Origin of the sequence: Pseudomonas sp. Irchel 3H3 (genome assembly GCF_900187635.1) — a bacterium.
In the GTDB taxonomy this organism is placed as follows: Bacteria; Pseudomonadota; Gammaproteobacteria; order Pseudomonadales; family Pseudomonadaceae; genus Aquipseudomonas.
The window spans coordinates 44,352-61,895 of the sequence record NZ_FYEC01000012.1; the positions used below are offsets into that span (position 1 = coordinate 44,352).

A 17,544-nucleotide genomic window follows, 5' to 3' on the forward strand; every position below is an offset into this window, starting at 1 on the left:
TTACCCTCGCGGCTCAATGCTTGCAGCCAGGATCGCCAACACCAACTGTTGGAAATCCAGGCCGGCTGCCCGGGCCGCCATCGGCACCAGGCTGTGATCGGTCATACCCGGTGCGGTGTTGACTTCGAGGAACCAGAACTGCCCTTCGGCGTCCTGCATCACGTCAGCCCGTCCCCAACCGGCGATACCCAGCGCCTCACAGGCTTTCGCCGTAAGGTCCATGAGTTCTTGTTCCTTGGCACTGTCGAGGCCACACGGGATCCGGTACTGGGTATCGGAAGCCAGGTACTTGGCGTCGTAGTCGTAGAAAGTGTGCGGCGTACCCAGGGCGATCGGCGGCAACACCTGGTCGCGCAGCGTGGCGATGGTGAACTCCGGACCTTGAATCCATTGCTCGACCAACACTTGCGAATCGTAGGTACTGGCCGCTTTCCAGGCGTCGGTCAATTCAGACGCTGATGTCACTTTGGCCATACCGATACTTGAACCTTCATGCGCCGGTTTGACGATCAAAGGGAAGCCCAGTTCCGTCGCTGCCGAAATACAATCAGCTTCGCTGCTCAGCACGGCGTGACGCGGGGTCGGAATACCCAGGGTGTGCCAGACCTGCTTGGTGCGCAGTTTGTCCATGGCCAGGGCTGAAGCGAGGATGCCGCTGCCGGTGTACGGAATGCCCAGGCACTCGAGCAGGCCTTGCATGCTGCCGTCTTCACCGCCGCGACCGTGGAGAATGATGAACGCACGGTCGATCTTTTCATCGAGCAGGCGCTGCAGGAAGTCGTCACCGACGTCGATCCCGAACGCATCCACACCGGCGCTCTGCAGGGCACTGAGCACCGCATTGCCGGATTTCAGCGAGACTTCGCGTTCGGCGCTCTTGCCACCGAACAGCACGGCGACACGCCCGAAGTCTTGCGGGGCGATAGTCGAGAACAGGTTGGCGTAGGCTGCAGTCATTTCAACTTCCCCTCGCTAGGCGCGGCAACGGCACCTGCGAACAACGAACTTTTCAACAATTTGGGTGCAAGGCCACCGATATCACCGGCGCCCTGGCACAGAAGGATGTCACCGGCACGCAGCAACGGCTTGACCAGCGGCGCAAGGTCGACGCCACGCTCGATGTAGATCGGGTCAAGCTGGCCGCGCTGGCGAATGCTGTTGCACAGCTTGCGGCTGTCGGCGCCCGGGATCGGCTCTTCGCCGGCCGGATAGACTTCCATCAGCAGCAGCACGTTGGCGTCGGCCAATACATTGACGAAGTCGTCATACAGGTCACGAGTGCGGCTGTAGCGGTGCGGCTGGTAGACCATCACCAGGCGACGCTCCGGCCAGCCACCACGCACGGCCTGGATTACCGCGGCCACTTCGGTCGGATGGTGGCCGTAGTCGTCCACCAGCATCACGCTGCCGCCTTCGACCGGCAGCTCGCCGTAGACCTGGAAGCGGCGGCCGACACCCTGGAAGCCCGACAGGCCCTGGACGATGGCTTCATCGCTGACGCCTTCGTCAGTGGCGATACAGATGGTCGCCAGGGAGTTGAGCACATTGTGGTTGCCCGGCATGTTCACCGACACATCCAGCGGCTCGCGATCAGGGCGCAGCACGGTGAAGAAGGTCTGCATGCCCTGCTGGCGAACATTGATTGCGCGCACGTCGGCGTCTTCGCTGAAACCGTAGGTGACGGTTGGGCGCTTGACCTGCGGCAGGATCTCGCGAACCACCGGATCGTCCAGGCACACCACCGCCAGACCGTAGAACGGCAGGTTGTGCAGGAACTCGACGAAGGTTTTCTTCAACTTGTTGAAGTCGCCGTCGTAGGTCGCCATGTGGTCGGCGTCGATGTTGGTGACCACGGCCACCAGCGGCTGCAGGTGCAGGAAACTGGCGTCGCTTTCATCGGCTTCGGCGATCAGGTAGCGGCTGGTGCCGAGCTGGGCATTGGTACCTGCTGCATTCAGGCGGCCACCGATGACGAAGGTCGGGTCCAGGCCACCGGCGGCGAACACCGAGGCGATCAGGCTGGTGGTGGTGGTTTTGCCATGGGTACCGGCGACGGCGATGCCGTGGCGGTAGCGCATCAGCTCGGCCAGCATCTCGGCACGCGGCACCACCGGGATACGGCGCTCGAGCGCGGTCGCCACTTCCGGGTTGGAGGTGTTCACGGCACTGGAGACCACCAGTACATCGGCATTCGCGGCGTTCTCGGCGCGGTGGCCGAGGAAAATCTGTGCACCAAAGGATTCCAGGCGCTCCGTCACGGGGGAAGCCTTGAGGTCGGAACCGGACACTTCATAGCCCAGGTTCAGCAACACTTCGGCGATCCCGCACATGCCCACACCGCCGATGCCGACGAAGTGGATACGACGGATACGGCGCATTTCCGGCTGCGGCATGGCTTTCTGATTCTCAACCATGAACCACCTCCAGGCAGATATCGACCACGTTACGGGTGGCATCCGGTTTGGCCAGGCGACGAGCTGCGCCAGCCATGTCGTTGAGTCGTTGTGGTTGCATCAGGACCTCGGTCAGGCGCGCAGCCAGTTCTGCGGCGCCGGTCGTTCTTTGCGGCATCAGGAAGGCAGCGCCTTCACGAGCCAAATAATCGGCATTGCGGGTCTGGTGATCGTCGATCGCGTGGGGCAGAGGCACCAGCATCGAGGGCAGACCGGCAGCAGCCAGCTCACTGACAGTCAGCGCACCTGCGCGACAGACCACCAGGTCGGCCCAGCCGTAGGCTTGGGCCATGTCTTTGATGAACGGCTGCACTTGCGCCTCGACACCGGCAGCGCGGTAGCGCTCGGCAGTCACTTCATCGTGGTTTTTGCCAGCCTGGTGGAACACTTCCGGGCGCAGTTCGACGGGAACCTGCGACAGGGCTTCAGGCAGCAATTTGTTCAAGGGTTCTGCCCCCAGGCTTCCGCCCAGGACCAGCAAACGCGCCTGGCGTCCGGCCAGGGCCGGGCGCGGCGTATCGAGGAACAACTCGGCGCGCACCGGGTTACCGGTGGTCCGCCGGCTGCCACGGGCAGCAAAGGTGTCCGGGAAAGCTTCGCAGACTCGCGCGGCCAAGGGCACCAGCAACCGATTGGCGGTACCGGCCACGGCATTCTGTTCGTGAACGATCACCGGCACGCCGGCCAACCTGGCTGCTACGCCACCAGGGCCGGTGACATACCCGCCAAAACCAAGGACACACACCGGCTTCAGCTGACGAATGATTGCCCGCGCCTGGAACACCGCCTTGAGCAGCACAAAAGGTGCCTTGAGCAGGGACAACTTGCTCTTGCCGCGCAGGCCACTGACGTTGATCAGGTGCAACGGCAGGCCCGCATTGGGTACCAGCTCGTTTTCGATGCCACGGGGCGTGCCGAGCCAGTGCACGGTGTAGCCGCGCGCCTGGAACTCGCGGGCACAGGCCAGTGCCGGGAACACGTGGCCACCGGTGCCGCCCGCCATGATCAGCACATTAGCGCCCATGGGTTGGCTCCTCGGCAAAATCACTCTCCTTGAACTCCATCTCTTCGCTGCCCAGGTGGGTCCGACTCTCCCACTCGATACGCAGCAACAGCCCCAGGCACGCACAGCAGATCACCAGCGAGCTGCCGCCATAGCTGAGGAACGGCAAGGTCAGGCCCTTGGTTGGCAGCAGGCCGACGTTCACCCCGATGTTGATCAGGAACTGACCAATCCACAGGAACGACAAGCCGTAGGCGATGTAGGCGGCGAAGAACTGCTTGGACTTCTCGGCCCAATAACCGATGTACATGCCGCGGATGCAGACAAAGGTGAACAGTGCGACGGTGCACAGCGAGCCAATGGCGCCCAGCTCTTCAGCCAGGACCGAGAACACGAAGTCGGTGTGGGCTTCCGGCAGGTAGAACTGCTTCTGCACGCTGTTGCCCAGGCCAACTCCCAGCCACTCACCGCGACCAAACGCGATCAGGGCCTGGGACAGTTGGTAACCGGCGCCGAACTGATCGGCCCATGGATCGGCAAAGTTGGTCAGGCGCGCCATTCGATACGGCTGCACCTGAATCAACAGCACCACGGCCGCCACGGCCAGGACCACCATCAGGGAGAAGCGGAACAGCCCGACCCCGCCGAGGAACAGCATCGCTGCCGCCGCGCCCATCATCACCACGGTGGCCCCGAAGTCCGGTTCCATCAGCAACAGGCCCGCCATCGGCAGCAGCACGATGAACGGCTTGAAGAAGCCCATCCAGCTTTCACGCACTTCTTTTTGCCGGCGCACCAGATAACCGGCGAGGTAGATCACCACGAACACCTTGGCGATTTCCGAAGGCTGGACGTTGAAGAAACTGAAGCCGATCCAGCGCATCGAGCCGTTCACTTCGCGGCCGATCCCCGGGATGATCACCATCACCAGCAGGCCGAACGCACCAATCAGCATCAGCCAGCCCAGGCGTTGCCAGGTGGCGATCGGAATCATCATGGTGACGATGCAGGCCCCAAGGCCAAGCAGGACGTAGATCAGGTGACGAATCATGTAATACAGGGCGCTGCCCGACTGCACGGCTGCCACTTCAGTGGAGGCCGATGCAATCATCACCAGCCCCAGGCCGATCAGCGCCAGGCACCCGGCGAGCATCGGGAAGTCGAGGTCGATACCGCGCCCGGTGATGATCGGCGACGGGTAAGGCTTGATGATGTTTCTCAAGTTCATGCCAAGTCCTCCACGGCCTGGGCGAACAGGTGCCCACGCTCTTCGTAGTTCTTGAACATGTCGAAACTGGCGCAGGCCGGCGACAGCAGCACGGCATCACCGGGCTGGGCCACGGCGCGGCATTGCGCGACCGCTTCGAGCAGCGAGTCGACGCGAATCTGCGGTACACCGTCGCCGATGGCCTGGCCGATCAGCTCGCTGTCACGGCCCATCAACACCACCGCACGGCAGTTTGCCGCGACCGGATCACGCAGGTCCTTGAATTCGGCGCCCTTGCCATCGCCGCCGGCAATCAGCACGAGTTTGCCGTCGATGTCGGCGCCCAGGCCTTCGATCGCCGCCAGGGCGGCACCGACGTTGGTGGCCTTGGAGTCGTTGTAGTAGCTCACGCCGTCCAGGTCACGCACCCACTGGCAGCGGTGCTCGAGGCCGGCGAAGGTACGCAGGGTGGCGAGCATGGCGTCGAACGGCAGGCCGACGGCGTGCCCCAGCGCCAAGGCCGCGAGGGCGTTGGACTGGTTGTGGGCGCCACGGATTTTCAGCTCGCGCACCGGCATCAGGTTGGTGAATTCGAAGGCCAGGTATTTCTCGCCGTTCTCTTCACGCAGGCCAAAGGCCTTGAAGTCAGGTTTGCCGAGGCCGAAGGTCCAGCACGGCAGGCCCTCGCCCATCAACGGCCGGCTCAGGGCGTCCTGGCGATTGACCACCACTTGCCGCGCGCCGCGGAAGATCCGGTGCTTGGCCAGGTGGTAGGCAGGCAGGCCGCTGTAGCGGTCCATGTGGTCTTCGCTGACGTTGAGCACGGTGGCCACTTCAGCGCCCAGGTGATCGGTGGTTTCGAGCTGGAAGCTGGACAACTCCATCACGTACAGCTCGACATCGTCGCTCAGCAGGTCGAGCGCCGGCGTTCCGAGGTTGCCGCCCACGGCCACACGCTTGCCGGCCGCAGCCGCCATGTCGCCGACCAGGGTGGTCACCGTGCTTTTCGCGTTGGAGCCGCTGATGGCCACGATCGGCGCTTTCGCGTTACGCGCGAACAGCTCGATGTCACCGGACAGTTTCACGCCACGGGCAGCCGCCGCCTGCAGGGCTGGTGTAGCCAGCGCCAGGCCGGGGCTCACGTAGAGCTCGTCGGCACGGCACAGGAACTCGACATCCAGCTCGCCACAACGCACTTCCACGTGCGGGTAGTCACGGCGCAGCGTGACCAGCTCCGGTGGATTGTCCCGCGTGTCAGCCACAGCGAACGCCACGCCCCGGTTCGCCAGGAAGCGAACCAGGGACATGCCGCTCTTGCCGAGGCCGACAACGATGCGGAAGTGGTCAGAAGCGATCAGAGACACTCGTTCTACCTCAGCTTCAGGGTGGCAAGGCCGAACAGCACGAGAATCACGGTGATGATCCAGAATCGGACGATCACGCGTGGCTCGGGCCAGCCCTTGAGTTCAAAGTGGTGGTGGATCGGCGCCATGCGAAACACCCGGCGACCGGTCAGCTTGAAGGACGCGACCTGGATCACCACCGACAGGGTTTCCATCACGAACACGCCGCCCATGATGAACAGCACGATTTCCTGGCGCACGATCACTGCGATGGTGCCCAGGGCCGCGCCCAACGCCAATGCGCCGACGTCGCCCATGAACACTTGCGCCGGGTAGGTGTTGAACCACAGGAAGCCCAGGCCGGCACCAATCAGCGCGCCGCAGAACACAATCAGTTCACCCGCGCCCGGGACATAAGGGATCAACAGGTATTCGGCGAATTTCACGTTACCCGACAGGTAGCAGAAGATCCCCAGGGCGCCGCCGACCATCACGGTCGGCATGATCGCCAGGCCATCGAGGCCATCGGTCAGGTTGACGGCGTTGCTGGAGCCGACGATCACGAAGTAGGTCAGGACGATGAAGCCGGCACCCAGCGGAATGCTGTAGTCCTTGAGCATCGGCAGGATCAGGGTGGTTTCCACCGGACTGGCGGCGGTCATATAAAGGAAGATCGCCGCGCCCAGGCCAAACACCGACTGCCAGAAGTACTTCCAGCGGCTCGGCAAGCCACGGGAGTTCTTCTCGATGACTTTGCGGTAGTCGTCGACCCAGCCGATGGCGCCGAACAGCAGGGTCACCAGCAGCACGACCCAGACATATCGGTTTGTCAGGTCGGCCCACAGCAGGGTGCTGACGCCAATGGCGGACAGGATCAGCGCGCCACCCATGGTCGGGGTGCCGGACTTGGACAGGTGCGATTGCGGCCCGTCGTTACGTACCGATTGGCCAATCTGACGATTCTGCAGGGTGCGGATCATCCACGGCCCGAAGCACAGCGACAGCGACAGCGCGGTCAGTACACCCAGAATCCCGCGCAGGGTCAGGTACTGGAAGACCGCGAAGCCTTTGTAGAACTGTTGCAGATACTCCGCTAGCAGCAGCAGCATTAATGTTTCTCCCCGCTCGAACCGCACAGAGCCGCAACGATGTTTTCCATCGCCGCGCTGCGCGAGCCCTTGATCAAAATAGTGGTGTTTGAATCGTGTTCGGCGCCCAGCGCCGCAATCAGGTCGGCCTGAGTGGCAAAGTGACGGGCCTGCTCACCGAAGGCGGCGACGGCATGCGCCATCAACGGCCCTACGGCGTAAAGTGCAGAAACCTTGCCGCTGGCATACGCGCCAACTTCGCGGTGCCCCTGCTCCGCCCACTCGCCCAACTCGCCGATATCTCCGAGCACCAGGACGGTGCGGCCGGAAAAGCCGGCAAGTATATCAACCGCAGCGCACATCGAGGTGGGGTTTGCGTTGTAAGAATCATCAATGACCCGCATGCCATTGCTCGCCAGTTGCGCCACCGCGCGTCCCTTGACCGGTTGCACGGCGTTCAGGCCGGTGACGATGCCGAACAGCGACACCCCGAGGGCGTGGGCAGCGGCGGCGGCCGCCAGGGCGTTGGCCACGTTGTGGGTGCCCAGCAGGTTCAACTGGACGTGCTCGACACCCAGTGGACTGTGCAGCTTGAAGGACGGACAGCCCCGTGCGTCGCGATCCAGGTCGCTGGCATGGAAGTCGGCCTGGCTGTCGTGCAGGGCGAAGGTCAGCACCTGGCGCCCGGCTGCGCGGGCCTTCCAGATGGCGAATGCCTTGTCGTCGAGGTTCAGTACGGCGACGCCATCGGCGTCCAGCCCTTCGAGAATCTCGCCCTTGGCCTCGACGATTTTTTCCGGCCCGCCGAACTCACCGACGTGGGCGGTCCCGGCATTGTTGAGCACGGCTACGTGGGGCTTGGTCATGGCCACGGTGTAGGCGATCTCGCCGATGCGCGAGGCGCCCAGCTCGATCACCGCAGCACTGTGTTCGGCCGCCAGTTCCAGCAGGGTCAGGGGCACGCCGAGGTCGTTGTTCAGGTTGCCACGGGTCGCCAGCACCGGACCGCGGGTGCGCAGGATGCTCGCGAGCATTTCCTTGACCGTGGTCTTGCCGCTGGAACCGGTGATTGCCGCGACCGGCTTGGTAAAGGCCGCACGGTTCAGGGCGCCCAGTTGACCCAGGGCCTGCCGAGTGTCCTTGACCAGCAGTTGCGGCAAGGTGGCGTTGGCCACTGCACGCTCGACCAAGGCTGCGACCGCACCTTTGCCGGCCACTTCGTTGAGGTAGTCGTGCCCGTCGAAACGCGGACCGGCCAGGGCCACGAACAGTTGGCCCGGCACGATGGCCCGGCTGTCGATGCTCACGCCCTCGAAGCGGCTGTCGGTGCTGACCAGGTGGCCACCCAGTGGACCCGCCACTTCGCTCAATTGCAGGGCCTTAAGCATGGTTCACCTCCCAGGCGGTCAAGGCGCGATCGGCCTCCACCAGGTCAGAGAAGGCATGGCGCTGGCCATTGATTTCCTGATAGTCCTCATGACCTTTGCCAGCCAGGACGATCACGTCATCGGCGCTGGCGCCAGCAACAATTTCGGCAATCGCCTGACCACGACCGGCGACAAAACGTACGTTATCCACCGCGCTGAAACCGGCGCGGATGTCGTCGAAAATCTGCAGTGGGTCTTCGCTGCGCGGGTTGTCATCGGTCACCAGAACGCCATCGGCCAGGCGCTCGACCACTTCGGCCATCAGCGGACGCTTGCCACGATCGCGATCGCCGCCGCAGCCGAACAGGCACAACAACTGACCCTTGGCGTGGGGACGCAGGGCCAGCAGGACTTTTTCCAGGGCATCGGGGGTATGGGCGTAGTCGACTACCACCAATGGCTGGGTGCCGCCACCCAGGCGCTGCATGCGACCGGCCGGGCCTTCGAGCTTGGGCAGCACACGGAGGATTTCGTCCAGCGCATAGTCCAGGCCGAGCAAGGCACCGACCGCGGCCAGCACGTTGCTCAGGTTAAAACGACCGAGCAAGGCGCTGCGCAAATGGTGTTCGCCCTGAGGCGTTACCAGCGTGGCACGCACACCCTCGTCGTCGAACTGCGCTTCGCGGCAATACAGGTAGGCGCTGGCGTCTTCCAGGCTGTAGGTGATCAGCCGCGATTCGCCCTTGTCGGCGGCCAGTTGGCGACCGAATTCGTCGTCGAGGTTGACCACCCGGCACTTCAGGTCATTCCAGGCGAACAACTTGGCCTTGGCTTCACCATAGGCCTGCATGGTGCCGTGATAGTCCAGGTGATCGCGGGACAGGTTGGTCATCACTGCCACGTCGAAGGCCAGCGCGCTGACGCGTCCCTGATCCAGGCCGTGGGAAGAAACTTCCATGGCCACCGCCTTGGCACCGGCCTTTTTCAGGTCGGCCAGGGTGGCTTGCATGTCGATCGGGTTGGGCGTGGTGTGCAGGCCACTTTGCAGCGCGCCGTAGAAACCACTGCCCAGAGTGCCGACGATGCCGCAGTGCTGGCCGAGCAAATCGAGGGCCTGGGCAACCAACTGGGTCACACTGGTTTTGCCGTTGGTGCCGGTGACACCGACCAGGTTCAGATGCCGGCTCGGGTCACCATAGAAGCGTCCAGCGATGTCCGACAGTTGCGCGGCCAGGCCTTTGACCGGGATCAGCGGCACATCGGTAATCGGCAGGACGGTCGCCCCTTCGACTTCATAGGCCACGGCTGCCGCACCGCGTTGCAGGGCATCGGCGATATGCGCACGGCCATCGAACTTGCCACCAGGCACTGCGAGGAACAGGTCCCCGGCGCGCACATTGCGGCTGTCCAGGGCCAGTTCGCGAATCAACAGGTCGCGGCCGGCATGGGCGAAAATCTTGTTCAGGCTCAGAGACATCAGCCGCGCCCTCCGTTGGCTTTGAGTGGGATCGCCGGGGTGGCATTGGCTTGCTGGGTCGGCGGCAGGTTGTCCGGCGAGATGTTCATCAGGCGCAGGGTGCCCGACATCACTTTGCTGAACACCGGTGCCGAAACCAGGCCACCGAAGTAGCCGGCCTTGCTCGGTTCATCGATCACCACGACGATGGCAAAACGCGGGTCGCTCATCGGGCCGAAACCGGCAAACAGCGAGCGGTAGGAATTGACGGCGTAGCCCTTGAGACCAGCGGAAGTCTTACGTGCAGTACCGGACTTGCCGGCCACGTGATAGGCCGGAACCTGCGCACGGAATACCCCGCGCGGCGCCTCGATCACTTGCTGCAGCATGCCCTGCATGGTCTTGGCGACGTCTTCCGGGATCACCTGGGTGGTTTGCGGCAGCTTGTCGGTCTTGACCAGGGTCAGGGGCGCGATACGGCCGTTGTTGGCCAATGCCGAGAACGCGTGGACCAACTGGATCGCGGTTACCGACAGACCGTAGCCGTACGACAGCGTGGCCGTCTCGGCCTTGCGCCATTCGCGGTAGTTGGGCAGGTTGCCGACGCGCTCGCCCGGGAAGCCCAGGCCAGTGTCCTGGCCCAGGCCGATTTTCTGAGCCAGGCGGAAAATAGTCTCGCCGCCAATATCGAAGGCGATCTTGCTCATGCCCACGTTACTGGAGTTGATCAGGATCCCGGTCAGGTCAAGCACCGGGCCTTCGCTCCTGGACACGTCACGAATGGTGTACTTGCCCAGTTGCAGGGTGCCCGGATAGACCTCGACCCGATCACTCGGCTTCCAGCGCCCGGTTTCCAGCGCGGCACTCATGGAGATGGCCTTCATGGTCGAGCCCGGCTCGAACACGTCGATCATCGCGCGGTTACGCATCATCGCCGGCTGCAGGTTGCGACGGTTGTTCGGGTTGTAGGTCGGCTGGTTGACCATGGCCAGGATCTCGCCGGACTTGACGTCCATGATCACCAGGCTGCCAGCCTTGGCACCGTTCTCGATGATCGCGTTGCGCAGTTCGCGGTTGGCCAGGTATTGCAGGCGCAGGTCAATCGACAACGCCAAGGGCTTGCCGGCCTTGGCGTTTTTGGTGACCTGAACATCTTTGATCAGTCTGCCGCGCCGGTCCTTGATGACCTGGCGTTTACCGGGGACCCCGGCCAGCCATTCGTCATAGGCCAGCTCCACGCCTTCGCGGCCATGGTCGTCGATATCGGTAAAGCCGACCATGTGGGCGGTGACTTCCCCGGCCGGGTAGAAGCGCCGGAACTCTTCGATGCCATAGACGCCAGGCACTTTCAGGTCGAGCACCACCTGGCCTTGCTCCGGCGTCAGGCCGCGCACCAGGTAGATGAATTCTTTATTGGCCTGGGCTTCCAGGCGCTCGGTCAGCGCACGCGGGTCCTGGCCCAATGCAGCAGCCAGGGCCGGCCAGCGGTCCTTGGCGCTCTGCATTTCCTTGGCGTTGGCCCACAGGGTGGTGACCGGAGTACTGACCGCCAAAGGTTCGCCGTTACGATCGGTGATCAGGCCACGGTGCGCGGGAATCGGGATGTGGCGCATGCTGCGCGCGTCACCCTGGCCCTTGAGGAAGGCACGGTCGACCACTTGCAGGTCAATGATGCGCCAGGCAATCGCCGCCACCATGATCCCGAGCAAGCCCACGACCAAGCGAAACCGCCACGGAAAGAGTGCCCCCTCGAGTTTCATCATGGCGCCACCATCCGAACTTCTGCCGCGCCGGGAATGCGCATCTTCAGTTGTTCGGTGGCCAGCACTTCAATACGGCTATGAGCGGTCCAGGTGCTCTGCTCGAGAATCAACCGCCCCCACTCCGCCTGCGCCTTGTCGCGCACACTCAACTCGCCGTACAGCGAGTTGAGCAATTGCCGATTCCAGTGGGCGCTGTAGGACACCGCGATCGCGGAAACCAGCACGCCGATAAACAGCAGCAGCATGATAAAGCTGCCGCCTGGAAGAGGCTTGGCGAAAAGCTTGCTCACCGCAGCTTCTCCGCGACACGCATGACAGCGCTACGGGAACGTGGGTTGGCTTTGAGTTCGGCTTCGCCGGCGAACTGCGCTTTGCCATGGACTTTGATTTTCGGCACAAAAGCTTCGAAACGTACCGGCAGGTTGCGCGGCAGGTTGTCGGTTTCACCCTTGACCAGTTTGCGCATGAACAGCTTGACGATGCGATCTTCCAGCGAGTGGAAGCTGATCACTACCAGGCGGCCGCCGATTTCCAGCGCCTCGAGTGCTGCTTCGAGGCCGGCTTCGAGATCGCCCAGTTCATTGTTGACGTGAATTCGCAGGCCCTGGAAGGCACGGGTAGCTGGGTTCTTACCTTTTTCCCACGCCGGGTTGGCGACTTTCAGCACTTCTGCCAGGTCACCAGTGCGCTCGAACGGCTTGATGTCGCGACGCTCAGCCACGGCACGGGCCATGCGCCCGGAGAAACGTTCTTCGCCATATTCCTTGAACACCCGGGCGATTTCTTCGACGGGCGCGGTGTTGACGAACTCGGCAGCACTGATCCCGCGGGACGGGTCCATGCGCATGTCCAGGGGGCCGTCATTGAGGAAGCTGAAGCCACGCTCAGGGTCGTCTAGCTGGGGCGAAGACACGCCCAGGTCGAGCAGCACACCGCTGACTTTGCCGGCCAGGCCGCGCTCGGCAACTTCCGAACCCAGTTCGGCAAAGCTGCGCTGCACAACGACAAAGCGGCCGTCTTCGGCCGCTAGCGTTTGCCCGGTGGCAATCGCTTGAGGATCTTTGTCAAACCCCAGCAACCGGCCATCAGGACCGAGCTGGCTGAGTATCAGGCGGCTGTGGCCGCCGCGCCCGAACGTGCCATCGAGATAGCAACCATCAGGGCGTACGGCGAGAGCCTCGACGGCTTCGTCAAGCAGTACGGTGATGTGGTTAAAGCCGCTATCAATAGTCACAGGATCAAATCACGCAGTTCATCAGGCATAGCGCCCGGTTGTTGAATAGCAGCCAGGTCAGCAGCAGACACTGCATCCCAGGCATCCTCGTCCCACAATTGGAACTTGTTCAGTTGGCCTACCAACATCGCGCGCTTATCCAACTTGGCATATTCACGCAGACGCGGCGGAACCAGAAAACGACCACTGCCGTCGAGTTCGAGGTCGACGGCATTACCAATCAGCAAACGTTGCAGGCGACGGTTCTCTTCGCGAAGCGAAGGCAGTGCGCGCAGTTTGGTTTCAATCAGCTCCCACTCATCGAGGGGGTAAACACACAAACAAGGATCAACCGCATCAATGGTCACGATCAGTTGCCCGGAACTGCGCGAAACCAACTCGTCACGATACCGGCTCGGCATAGCGAGACGGCCTTTTGCATCGAGACTGATAGCGTTAGCTCCGCGAAACACGTCAGCGTTTCTCCAAATTCTAGCGTTTTACGCTCAAAAAACCCACTTCATGCCACTTTCCGCCACTTGCGCACACTATAGGAATGCGCCTACCGCACCGTCAAGGCGCGCAGTAAAGGAAAACCCTTACAGATCGGAGATTTAGCGGTACAAAAGAAGGGGTTACGAGTATTTGGCGGATGATTCAGCTCAATAACTTGAAGCAGCGCAGGAGGCTACGTTCAGAAGTTAAAGTAATTTGTTAAGAGTAAGATTTTTTCGGTATTACGAAAGCGCTTCTGCTATTGATTCAGCAGGGTGGGTAATTGCTACTACACGCGCGCCTCTACAAGGGGGTCAAACGAGATGATGGCATATCGATATCAAGTAACACGTGCCCACAACATGCTGCGGGCGGTGAACCGATAATACCAAGCCCCTGTGCCGGTGATTCAAGCACAAAAGCGAAAAAAGGTGGAGAGTCGATCTATAAGCCGGGTTCTGTCTTGAACAGTCATTCGTCTACGATGGCCATCACTGGACACCTTTAGCAACCTACCCGGTCCCAGCGCGGGCCACGCCTTGGGACCCTATTTGGTCTTGCTCCAAGTGGGGTTTACCTAGCCACGAACTGTTGCCAGTCGTGCGGTGCGCTCTTACCGCACCTTTTCACCCTTACCGGCACCGAAGCGCTTAGGCGGTTATTTTCTGTGGCACTTTCCGTAGGCTCACGCCTCCCAGGCATTACCTGGCACTTCGCCCTATGGAGCCCGGACTTTCCTCCCCCCCCTAATTTTCATAGAGGGCAGCGACTGTCCAATCGACTCTCCGCCGCGAAGGTTAACGGCACAGCGCCCGAAGAACAAGCAATAAAAGCCTTTTGCCGCTCTGCAGGCCCCGTTTTTACTCGCCCTTCTGTTTTTCCAGGGCCACTTGATAGAGCACATTCTTGCGCTCACCGGTAATTTGCGCCGCCAACGCCGCGGCACGCTTGAGCGGCATCTCCTCGAGCAACAGATTGAGGATGCGCATGGCCTCGCTGCTGACCGCCTCCTCAGTCTCTGGCGCGGTCCAGCCCGCCACCAGCACCACGCACTCGCCACGCTGCTGATTGCTGTCGCCCTCGACGAACGCACGCAGCTCGGCCAGGGGCAGGCCCTTAAGGGTCTCGAAGGTCTTGGTCAGCTCGCGCGCCAACAAGGCTGGCCGCTCGGGGCCGAACACCAACTCCATGTCCTGCAGGCATTCGAGGATCCGGTGAGGCGCCTCATAAAAGATCAGGGTCCGCGGCTCTTCCTTAATGGACTCCAGGCGCGCGCGCCGGCCAACGGCCTTGGCCGGCAGGAAACCTTCGAAGATAAACCGGTCGGACGGCAATCCCGCCGCCGACAATGCGGCGATCAGCGCGCACGCCCCGGGAACCGGGACTACATTGATACCGGCAGCGCGTGCCTGACGCACCAGGTGGTAACCCGGATCGGAAATCAGCGGCGTGCCGGCATCGGAAATCAGCGCAACATTGTCACCGGCCAGCAACCGCGTGATGAAGCGACTGCCTTCGTCGCGTTCGTTGTGTTCGTGACAAGCAGCCAAGGGCGTAGCGATACCGAAATGTTGCAGCAACCGCAGGGAGTGGCGCGTGTCTTCGGCGGCGATCAACGCCACCTCACGCAAGATCTTCAGCGCGCGGGCACTGATGTCATCCAGGTTGCCGATGGGCGTCGCCACCACATAAAGCGAGCCAGCAGCGGAATTCAAAGCACCTGGAGCAGTCAAAGCGCACACCTCATGATCGGTAAAAGCGCCATTGTAGCGCGTAGAAGCCCGCTGGATGCGCACCACTGTCATCAGGACGCACTACCTTTTCGTGAGCACGGCAACATTTACACGACCTAAATTGCACGATTCACGCCAGTAACATCGCGCCCCGGCCAGTGCTTGGGTACAATTCCACGCTAATTTGATCGAGTATCAGGAACACTTACATGATCGCTTGCCTGCGGCTGTTCACTGCCCTCTGCCTCGCTGCCCTGTTGGCGGCTTGCGCCAGCTCGCCCTCGTCCAGCCTTGGCGACCTTCCACGGACGGCCGATGCCAGTATCGAGCAACTGCTCGAACAGGCTGCCACCAGCACCAATCCGGAAAAGGCTGCCCTGCTGCGCCTGAGCGCGGCCGACCTGGCGTATCGCCAGGGTAACGCCGGCCAGTCCGCGCAAATCCTGCAACAGGTTCCGCTGGAAACGCTCAAGCCGGGCCAACAGGTCTATGCCAGCACCCTGGCCGCCGAACTGGCGATGACCCGCAACCAGCCCAAGGCGGCACTGACCGCCCTGAGCCACCCAAGCCTGCAGCGCCTGAGCGAATTGCCGGACGAGCAACAGGTTCGCACCGGCACCGTGCGTGCCCGCGCCCTCGAAGCCGACGGCCAGACGCTGGCCGCCGCCCGCGAGCGGATTGCCATCGCGCCGATGCTCGAAGGCGAAGCCGCGAACAAGAACCACGAGGCGATCTGGGCGCTGATTGCCTCGCTGCCCACCGACCAGTTGCAACCGATCACCGACGACGTGCTCGGCGGTTGGATGAGCCTGGCCGTGGCGGTAAAAACCGCCGGCACCCTGGAACTGCAACAGGCCGCCATCGACAACTGGAAAGCCCAGCACCCGAAGCATCCTGCTGCCCTGCAGTTGCCACTGCCACTGACCCAACTCAAGCAACTGGCCAGCCAGCCGCTCGGCAAGATCGCCCTGCTGCTGCCCCAGGAAGGTCCGCTGGCCTCGGTGGCCAAGGCCCTGCGCGAAGGTTTCATGGCTGCTCACTACCAGGCCCAACAGGCCGGACAGAACCCACCCGCCATCGAGTTCTATGACAGCTCGCGCCTGACCTCGCTGGACGACTTCTATCGCAAGGCCCAAGCCGATGGCGTGCAACTGGTAGTCGGCCCGCTGGAAAAACCCCTGGTCAAGCAACTCAACGCGCGCCCTCAACTGCCGATCACCACCCTGGCGCTGAACTACAGCGAAGGCGACCAAGGCCCGGCCCAACTGTTCCAGTTCGGCCTCGCGGCCGAGGACGAGGCGCGCGAAGTATCCCGTCGCGCACGTGCCGACGGCCTGCATCGCGCTGCGGTCCTGGTACCTAAAGGCGAATGGGGCGACCGCGTCCTCAAGGCCTTCAGCCAGGACTGGCAAGCCAATGGCGGCAGCATCATCGGTGTCGAACGTGTAGACCAACCCGTGCAACTGGCCCAGCAGATCGCCGACCTGTTCCAACTGCGCCAGAGCGAAGGTCGCGCCAAGAGCCTGCAAAGCACCGTCGGCTCGCAGATCGCCGCACAGCCGTCGCGCCGCCAGGACATCGAGTTCATCTTCCTCGCCTCGACCCCACAACAGGCGCAACAGATCAAACCCACGCTGAACTTCCAATACGCGGGTGACGTGCCGGTCTACGCCACGTCCCACGTGTACAGCGCCAGTGGCGACCAGAACCAGTACAACGACATGAACGGCGTGCGCTTCTGCGAAACCCCATGGCTGCTCAACACCAGCGACCCGCTGCGCCAGCAAGTGACTGCACAATGGCCACAAGCCAATAGCAGCCTGGGTCGGCTGTACGCCATGGGCGTCGACGCCTACCGCCTGGCCCCGCGCCTGGGTCAACTCAAGGCCCTGCCGGACAGCACCATCGAAGGCCAGTCCGGCAACCTGAGCATGAGCCCGACGCAACGGGTTCAACGCCAGCTGCCCTGGGCGCAATTCGTCAACGGCCAGGTCCAACGCCTGCCGGACACCCCGCGCTGATGCCCGACAGGTCACGCCAGCAAAGCGGTCGAGATGCTGAAAGCCAGGCGCTCCAGCATCTCCAGCAACAGGGACTGCGCCTGCTGGCGCAGAACTGGTTGTGTAAACGCGGCGAGCTTGATCTGGTCATGCTTGACGGCGATACAGTAGTATTCGTCGAAGTCCGCTACAGAAAAAACACCCAATGGGGTGGCGCGCTCGGCAGTATCGATGCGCGCAAGCGTCAAAAACTGGTACTCGCCGCGCAGTATTTCCTGCAGAGCGAGTCACGCTGGGCCGACTCCCCCTGCCGTTTTGATGTGGTTGCCATAGACAGCACTGCAGCGCATCTGAACTGGCTACGGAATGCCTTTGATAGCTGACCGCTGTCGGGCAGGACCGATTTTCACCCAACACTTTTGC

15 protein-coding genes and 1 other RNA gene are annotated in these 17,544 nt (G+C 62.5%); 2 read left to right on the top strand and 14 right to left on the bottom strand.

Annotated elements, in window-relative coordinates; all coding sequences use genetic code 11:
• The 14 genes from CKW24_RS14840 to rsmI all read right to left on the bottom strand — a co-directional run bounded on the left by CKW24_RS14840 (position 1) and on the right by rsmI (position 15,121).
• Positions 1-957, bottom strand: a complete 957-nt coding sequence (locus CKW24_RS14840; RefSeq protein ID WP_095168935.1) for a D-alanine--D-alanine ligase — start codon at positions 955-957, stop codon at positions 1-3.
• The gene (murC, locus tag CKW24_RS14845; RefSeq protein WP_095168936.1) at positions 954-2,414 is read right to left on the bottom strand and encodes a UDP-N-acetylmuramate--L-alanine ligase; all 1,461 of its coding nucleotides are present in this window, start codon (positions 2,412-2,414) and stop codon (positions 954-956) included. The genes CKW24_RS14840 and murC overlap by 4 nt, the downstream gene beginning before the upstream one ends.
• Entirely contained in the window at positions 2,407-3,477 is a 1,071-nt protein-coding gene (murG, locus tag CKW24_RS14850; RefSeq protein WP_095168937.1) for an undecaprenyldiphospho-muramoylpentapeptide beta-N-acetylglucosaminyltransferase, read from the bottom strand. The genes murC and murG overlap by 8 nt, the downstream gene beginning before the upstream one ends.
• The gene (gene ftsW, locus CKW24_RS14855; RefSeq protein ID WP_095168938.1) at positions 3,467-4,684 is read right to left on the bottom strand and encodes a putative lipid II flippase FtsW; all 1,218 of its coding nucleotides are present in this window, start codon (positions 4,682-4,684) and stop codon (positions 3,467-3,469) included. Before ftsW ends, murG begins: the two co-directional genes overlap by 11 nt.
• Complete coding sequence (murD, locus tag CKW24_RS14860) at positions 4,681-6,027, bottom strand: UDP-N-acetylmuramoyl-L-alanine--D-glutamate ligase (RefSeq protein ID WP_095168939.1); 1,347 nt, start codon at positions 6,025-6,027, stop codon at positions 4,681-4,683. Before murD ends, ftsW begins: the two co-directional genes overlap by 4 nt.
• Before the next feature lie 5 nt (positions 6,028-6,032).
• On the bottom strand, positions 6,033-7,115 hold the full coding sequence (mraY, locus tag CKW24_RS14865) for a phospho-N-acetylmuramoyl-pentapeptide-transferase (protein ID WP_095168940.1): 1,083 nt from the start codon (positions 7,113-7,115) through the stop codon (positions 6,033-6,035).
• Positions 7,115-8,482, bottom strand: a complete 1,368-nt coding sequence (murF, locus tag CKW24_RS14870) for a UDP-N-acetylmuramoyl-tripeptide--D-alanyl-D-alanine ligase (protein ID WP_095168941.1) — start codon at positions 8,480-8,482, stop codon at positions 7,115-7,117. Before murF ends, mraY begins: the two co-directional genes overlap by 1 nt.
• Positions 8,475-9,938: a UDP-N-acetylmuramoyl-L-alanyl-D-glutamate--2,6-diaminopimelate ligase gene (locus tag CKW24_RS14875; RefSeq protein ID WP_095168942.1), complete on the bottom strand. Its 1,464-nt coding sequence runs from the start codon at positions 9,936-9,938 to the stop codon at positions 8,475-8,477. Before CKW24_RS14875 ends, murF begins: the two co-directional genes overlap by 8 nt.
• On the bottom strand, positions 9,938-11,677 hold the full coding sequence (locus CKW24_RS14880) for a penicillin-binding protein 2 (protein ID WP_177440661.1): 1,740 nt from the start codon (positions 11,675-11,677) through the stop codon (positions 9,938-9,940). The genes CKW24_RS14875 and CKW24_RS14880 overlap by 1 nt, the downstream gene beginning before the upstream one ends.
• Complete coding sequence (gene ftsL / locus CKW24_RS14885) at positions 11,677-11,970, bottom strand: cell division protein FtsL (protein WP_095168944.1); 294 nt, start codon at positions 11,968-11,970, stop codon at positions 11,677-11,679. Before ftsL ends, CKW24_RS14880 begins: the two co-directional genes overlap by 1 nt.
• A complete protein-coding gene (rsmH, locus tag CKW24_RS14890) occupies positions 11,967-12,914 on the bottom strand; it encodes a 16S rRNA (cytosine(1402)-N(4))-methyltransferase RsmH (RefSeq protein ID WP_162530210.1) in 948 nt (315 codons plus the stop codon). Before rsmH ends, ftsL begins: the two co-directional genes overlap by 4 nt.
• On the bottom strand, positions 12,911-13,366 hold the full coding sequence (gene mraZ, locus CKW24_RS14895; protein WP_019693566.1) for a division/cell wall cluster transcriptional repressor MraZ: 456 nt from the start codon (positions 13,364-13,366) through the stop codon (positions 12,911-12,913). Before mraZ ends, rsmH begins: the two co-directional genes overlap by 4 nt.
• 453 nt (positions 13,367-13,819) lie before the next feature.
• An RNA gene (rnpB, locus tag CKW24_RS14900) (RNase P RNA component class A) lies at positions 13,820-14,173 on the bottom strand.
• A 75-nt stretch (positions 14,174-14,248) separates the two neighbouring features.
• Positions 14,249-15,121, bottom strand: coding sequence for a 16S rRNA (cytidine(1402)-2'-O)-methyltransferase (rsmI, locus tag CKW24_RS14905; RefSeq protein ID WP_095169036.1), 873 nt, complete (start codon positions 15,119-15,121; stop codon positions 14,249-14,251).
• Positions 15,122-15,330: 209 nt separating this feature from the next.
• Between rsmI and CKW24_RS14910 the strand changes: the two genes are divergently transcribed.
• On the top strand, positions 15,331-17,142 hold the full coding sequence (locus tag CKW24_RS14910; protein WP_095168945.1) for a penicillin-binding protein activator: 1,812 nt from the start codon (positions 15,331-15,333) through the stop codon (positions 17,140-17,142).
• Positions 17,142-17,504: a YraN family protein gene (locus CKW24_RS14915; protein WP_095168946.1), complete on the top strand. Its 363-nt coding sequence runs from the start codon at positions 17,142-17,144 to the stop codon at positions 17,502-17,504. The genes CKW24_RS14910 and CKW24_RS14915 overlap by 1 nt, the downstream gene beginning before the upstream one ends.
• Positions 17,505-17,544 lie beyond the last annotated feature (40 nt).

Bases quoted from the DNA above. Each gene is read 5' to 3' on its own strand.
- CKW24_RS14840 (WP_095168935.1), bottom strand. From the start codon at position 957: ATGACTGCAGCCTACGCCAACCTGTTCTCGACTATCGCCCCGCAAGAC.
- murC (WP_095168936.1), bottom strand. From the start codon at position 2,414: ATGGTTGAGAATCAGAAAGCCATGCCGCAGCCGGAAATGCGCCGTATC.
- murG (WP_095168937.1), bottom strand. From the start codon at position 3,477: ATGGGCGCTAATGTGCTGATCATGGCGGGCGGCACCGGTGGCCACGTG.
- ftsW (WP_095168938.1), bottom strand. From the start codon at position 4,684: ATGAACTTGAGAAACATCATCAAGCCTTACCCGTCGCCGATCATCACC.
- mraY (WP_095168940.1), bottom strand. From the start codon at position 7,115: ATGCTGCTGCTGCTAGCGGAGTATCTGCAACAGTTCTACAAAGGCTTC.
- murF (WP_095168941.1), bottom strand. From the start codon at position 8,482: ATGCTTAAGGCCCTGCAATTGAGCGAAGTGGCGGGTCCACTGGGTGGC.
- CKW24_RS14875 (WP_095168942.1), bottom strand. From the start codon at position 9,938: ATGTCTCTGAGCCTGAACAAGATTTTCGCCCATGCCGGCCGCGACCTG.
- CKW24_RS14880 (WP_177440661.1), bottom strand. From the start codon at position 11,677: ATGAAACTCGAGGGGGCACTCTTTCCGTGGCGGTTTCGCTTGGTCGTG.
- CKW24_RS14910 (WP_095168945.1), top strand. From the start codon at position 15,331: ATGATCGCTTGCCTGCGGCTGTTCACTGCCCTCTGCCTCGCTGCCCTG.
- CKW24_RS14915 (WP_095168946.1), top strand. From the start codon at position 17,142: ATGCCCGACAGGTCACGCCAGCAAAGCGGTCGAGATGCTGAAAGCCAG.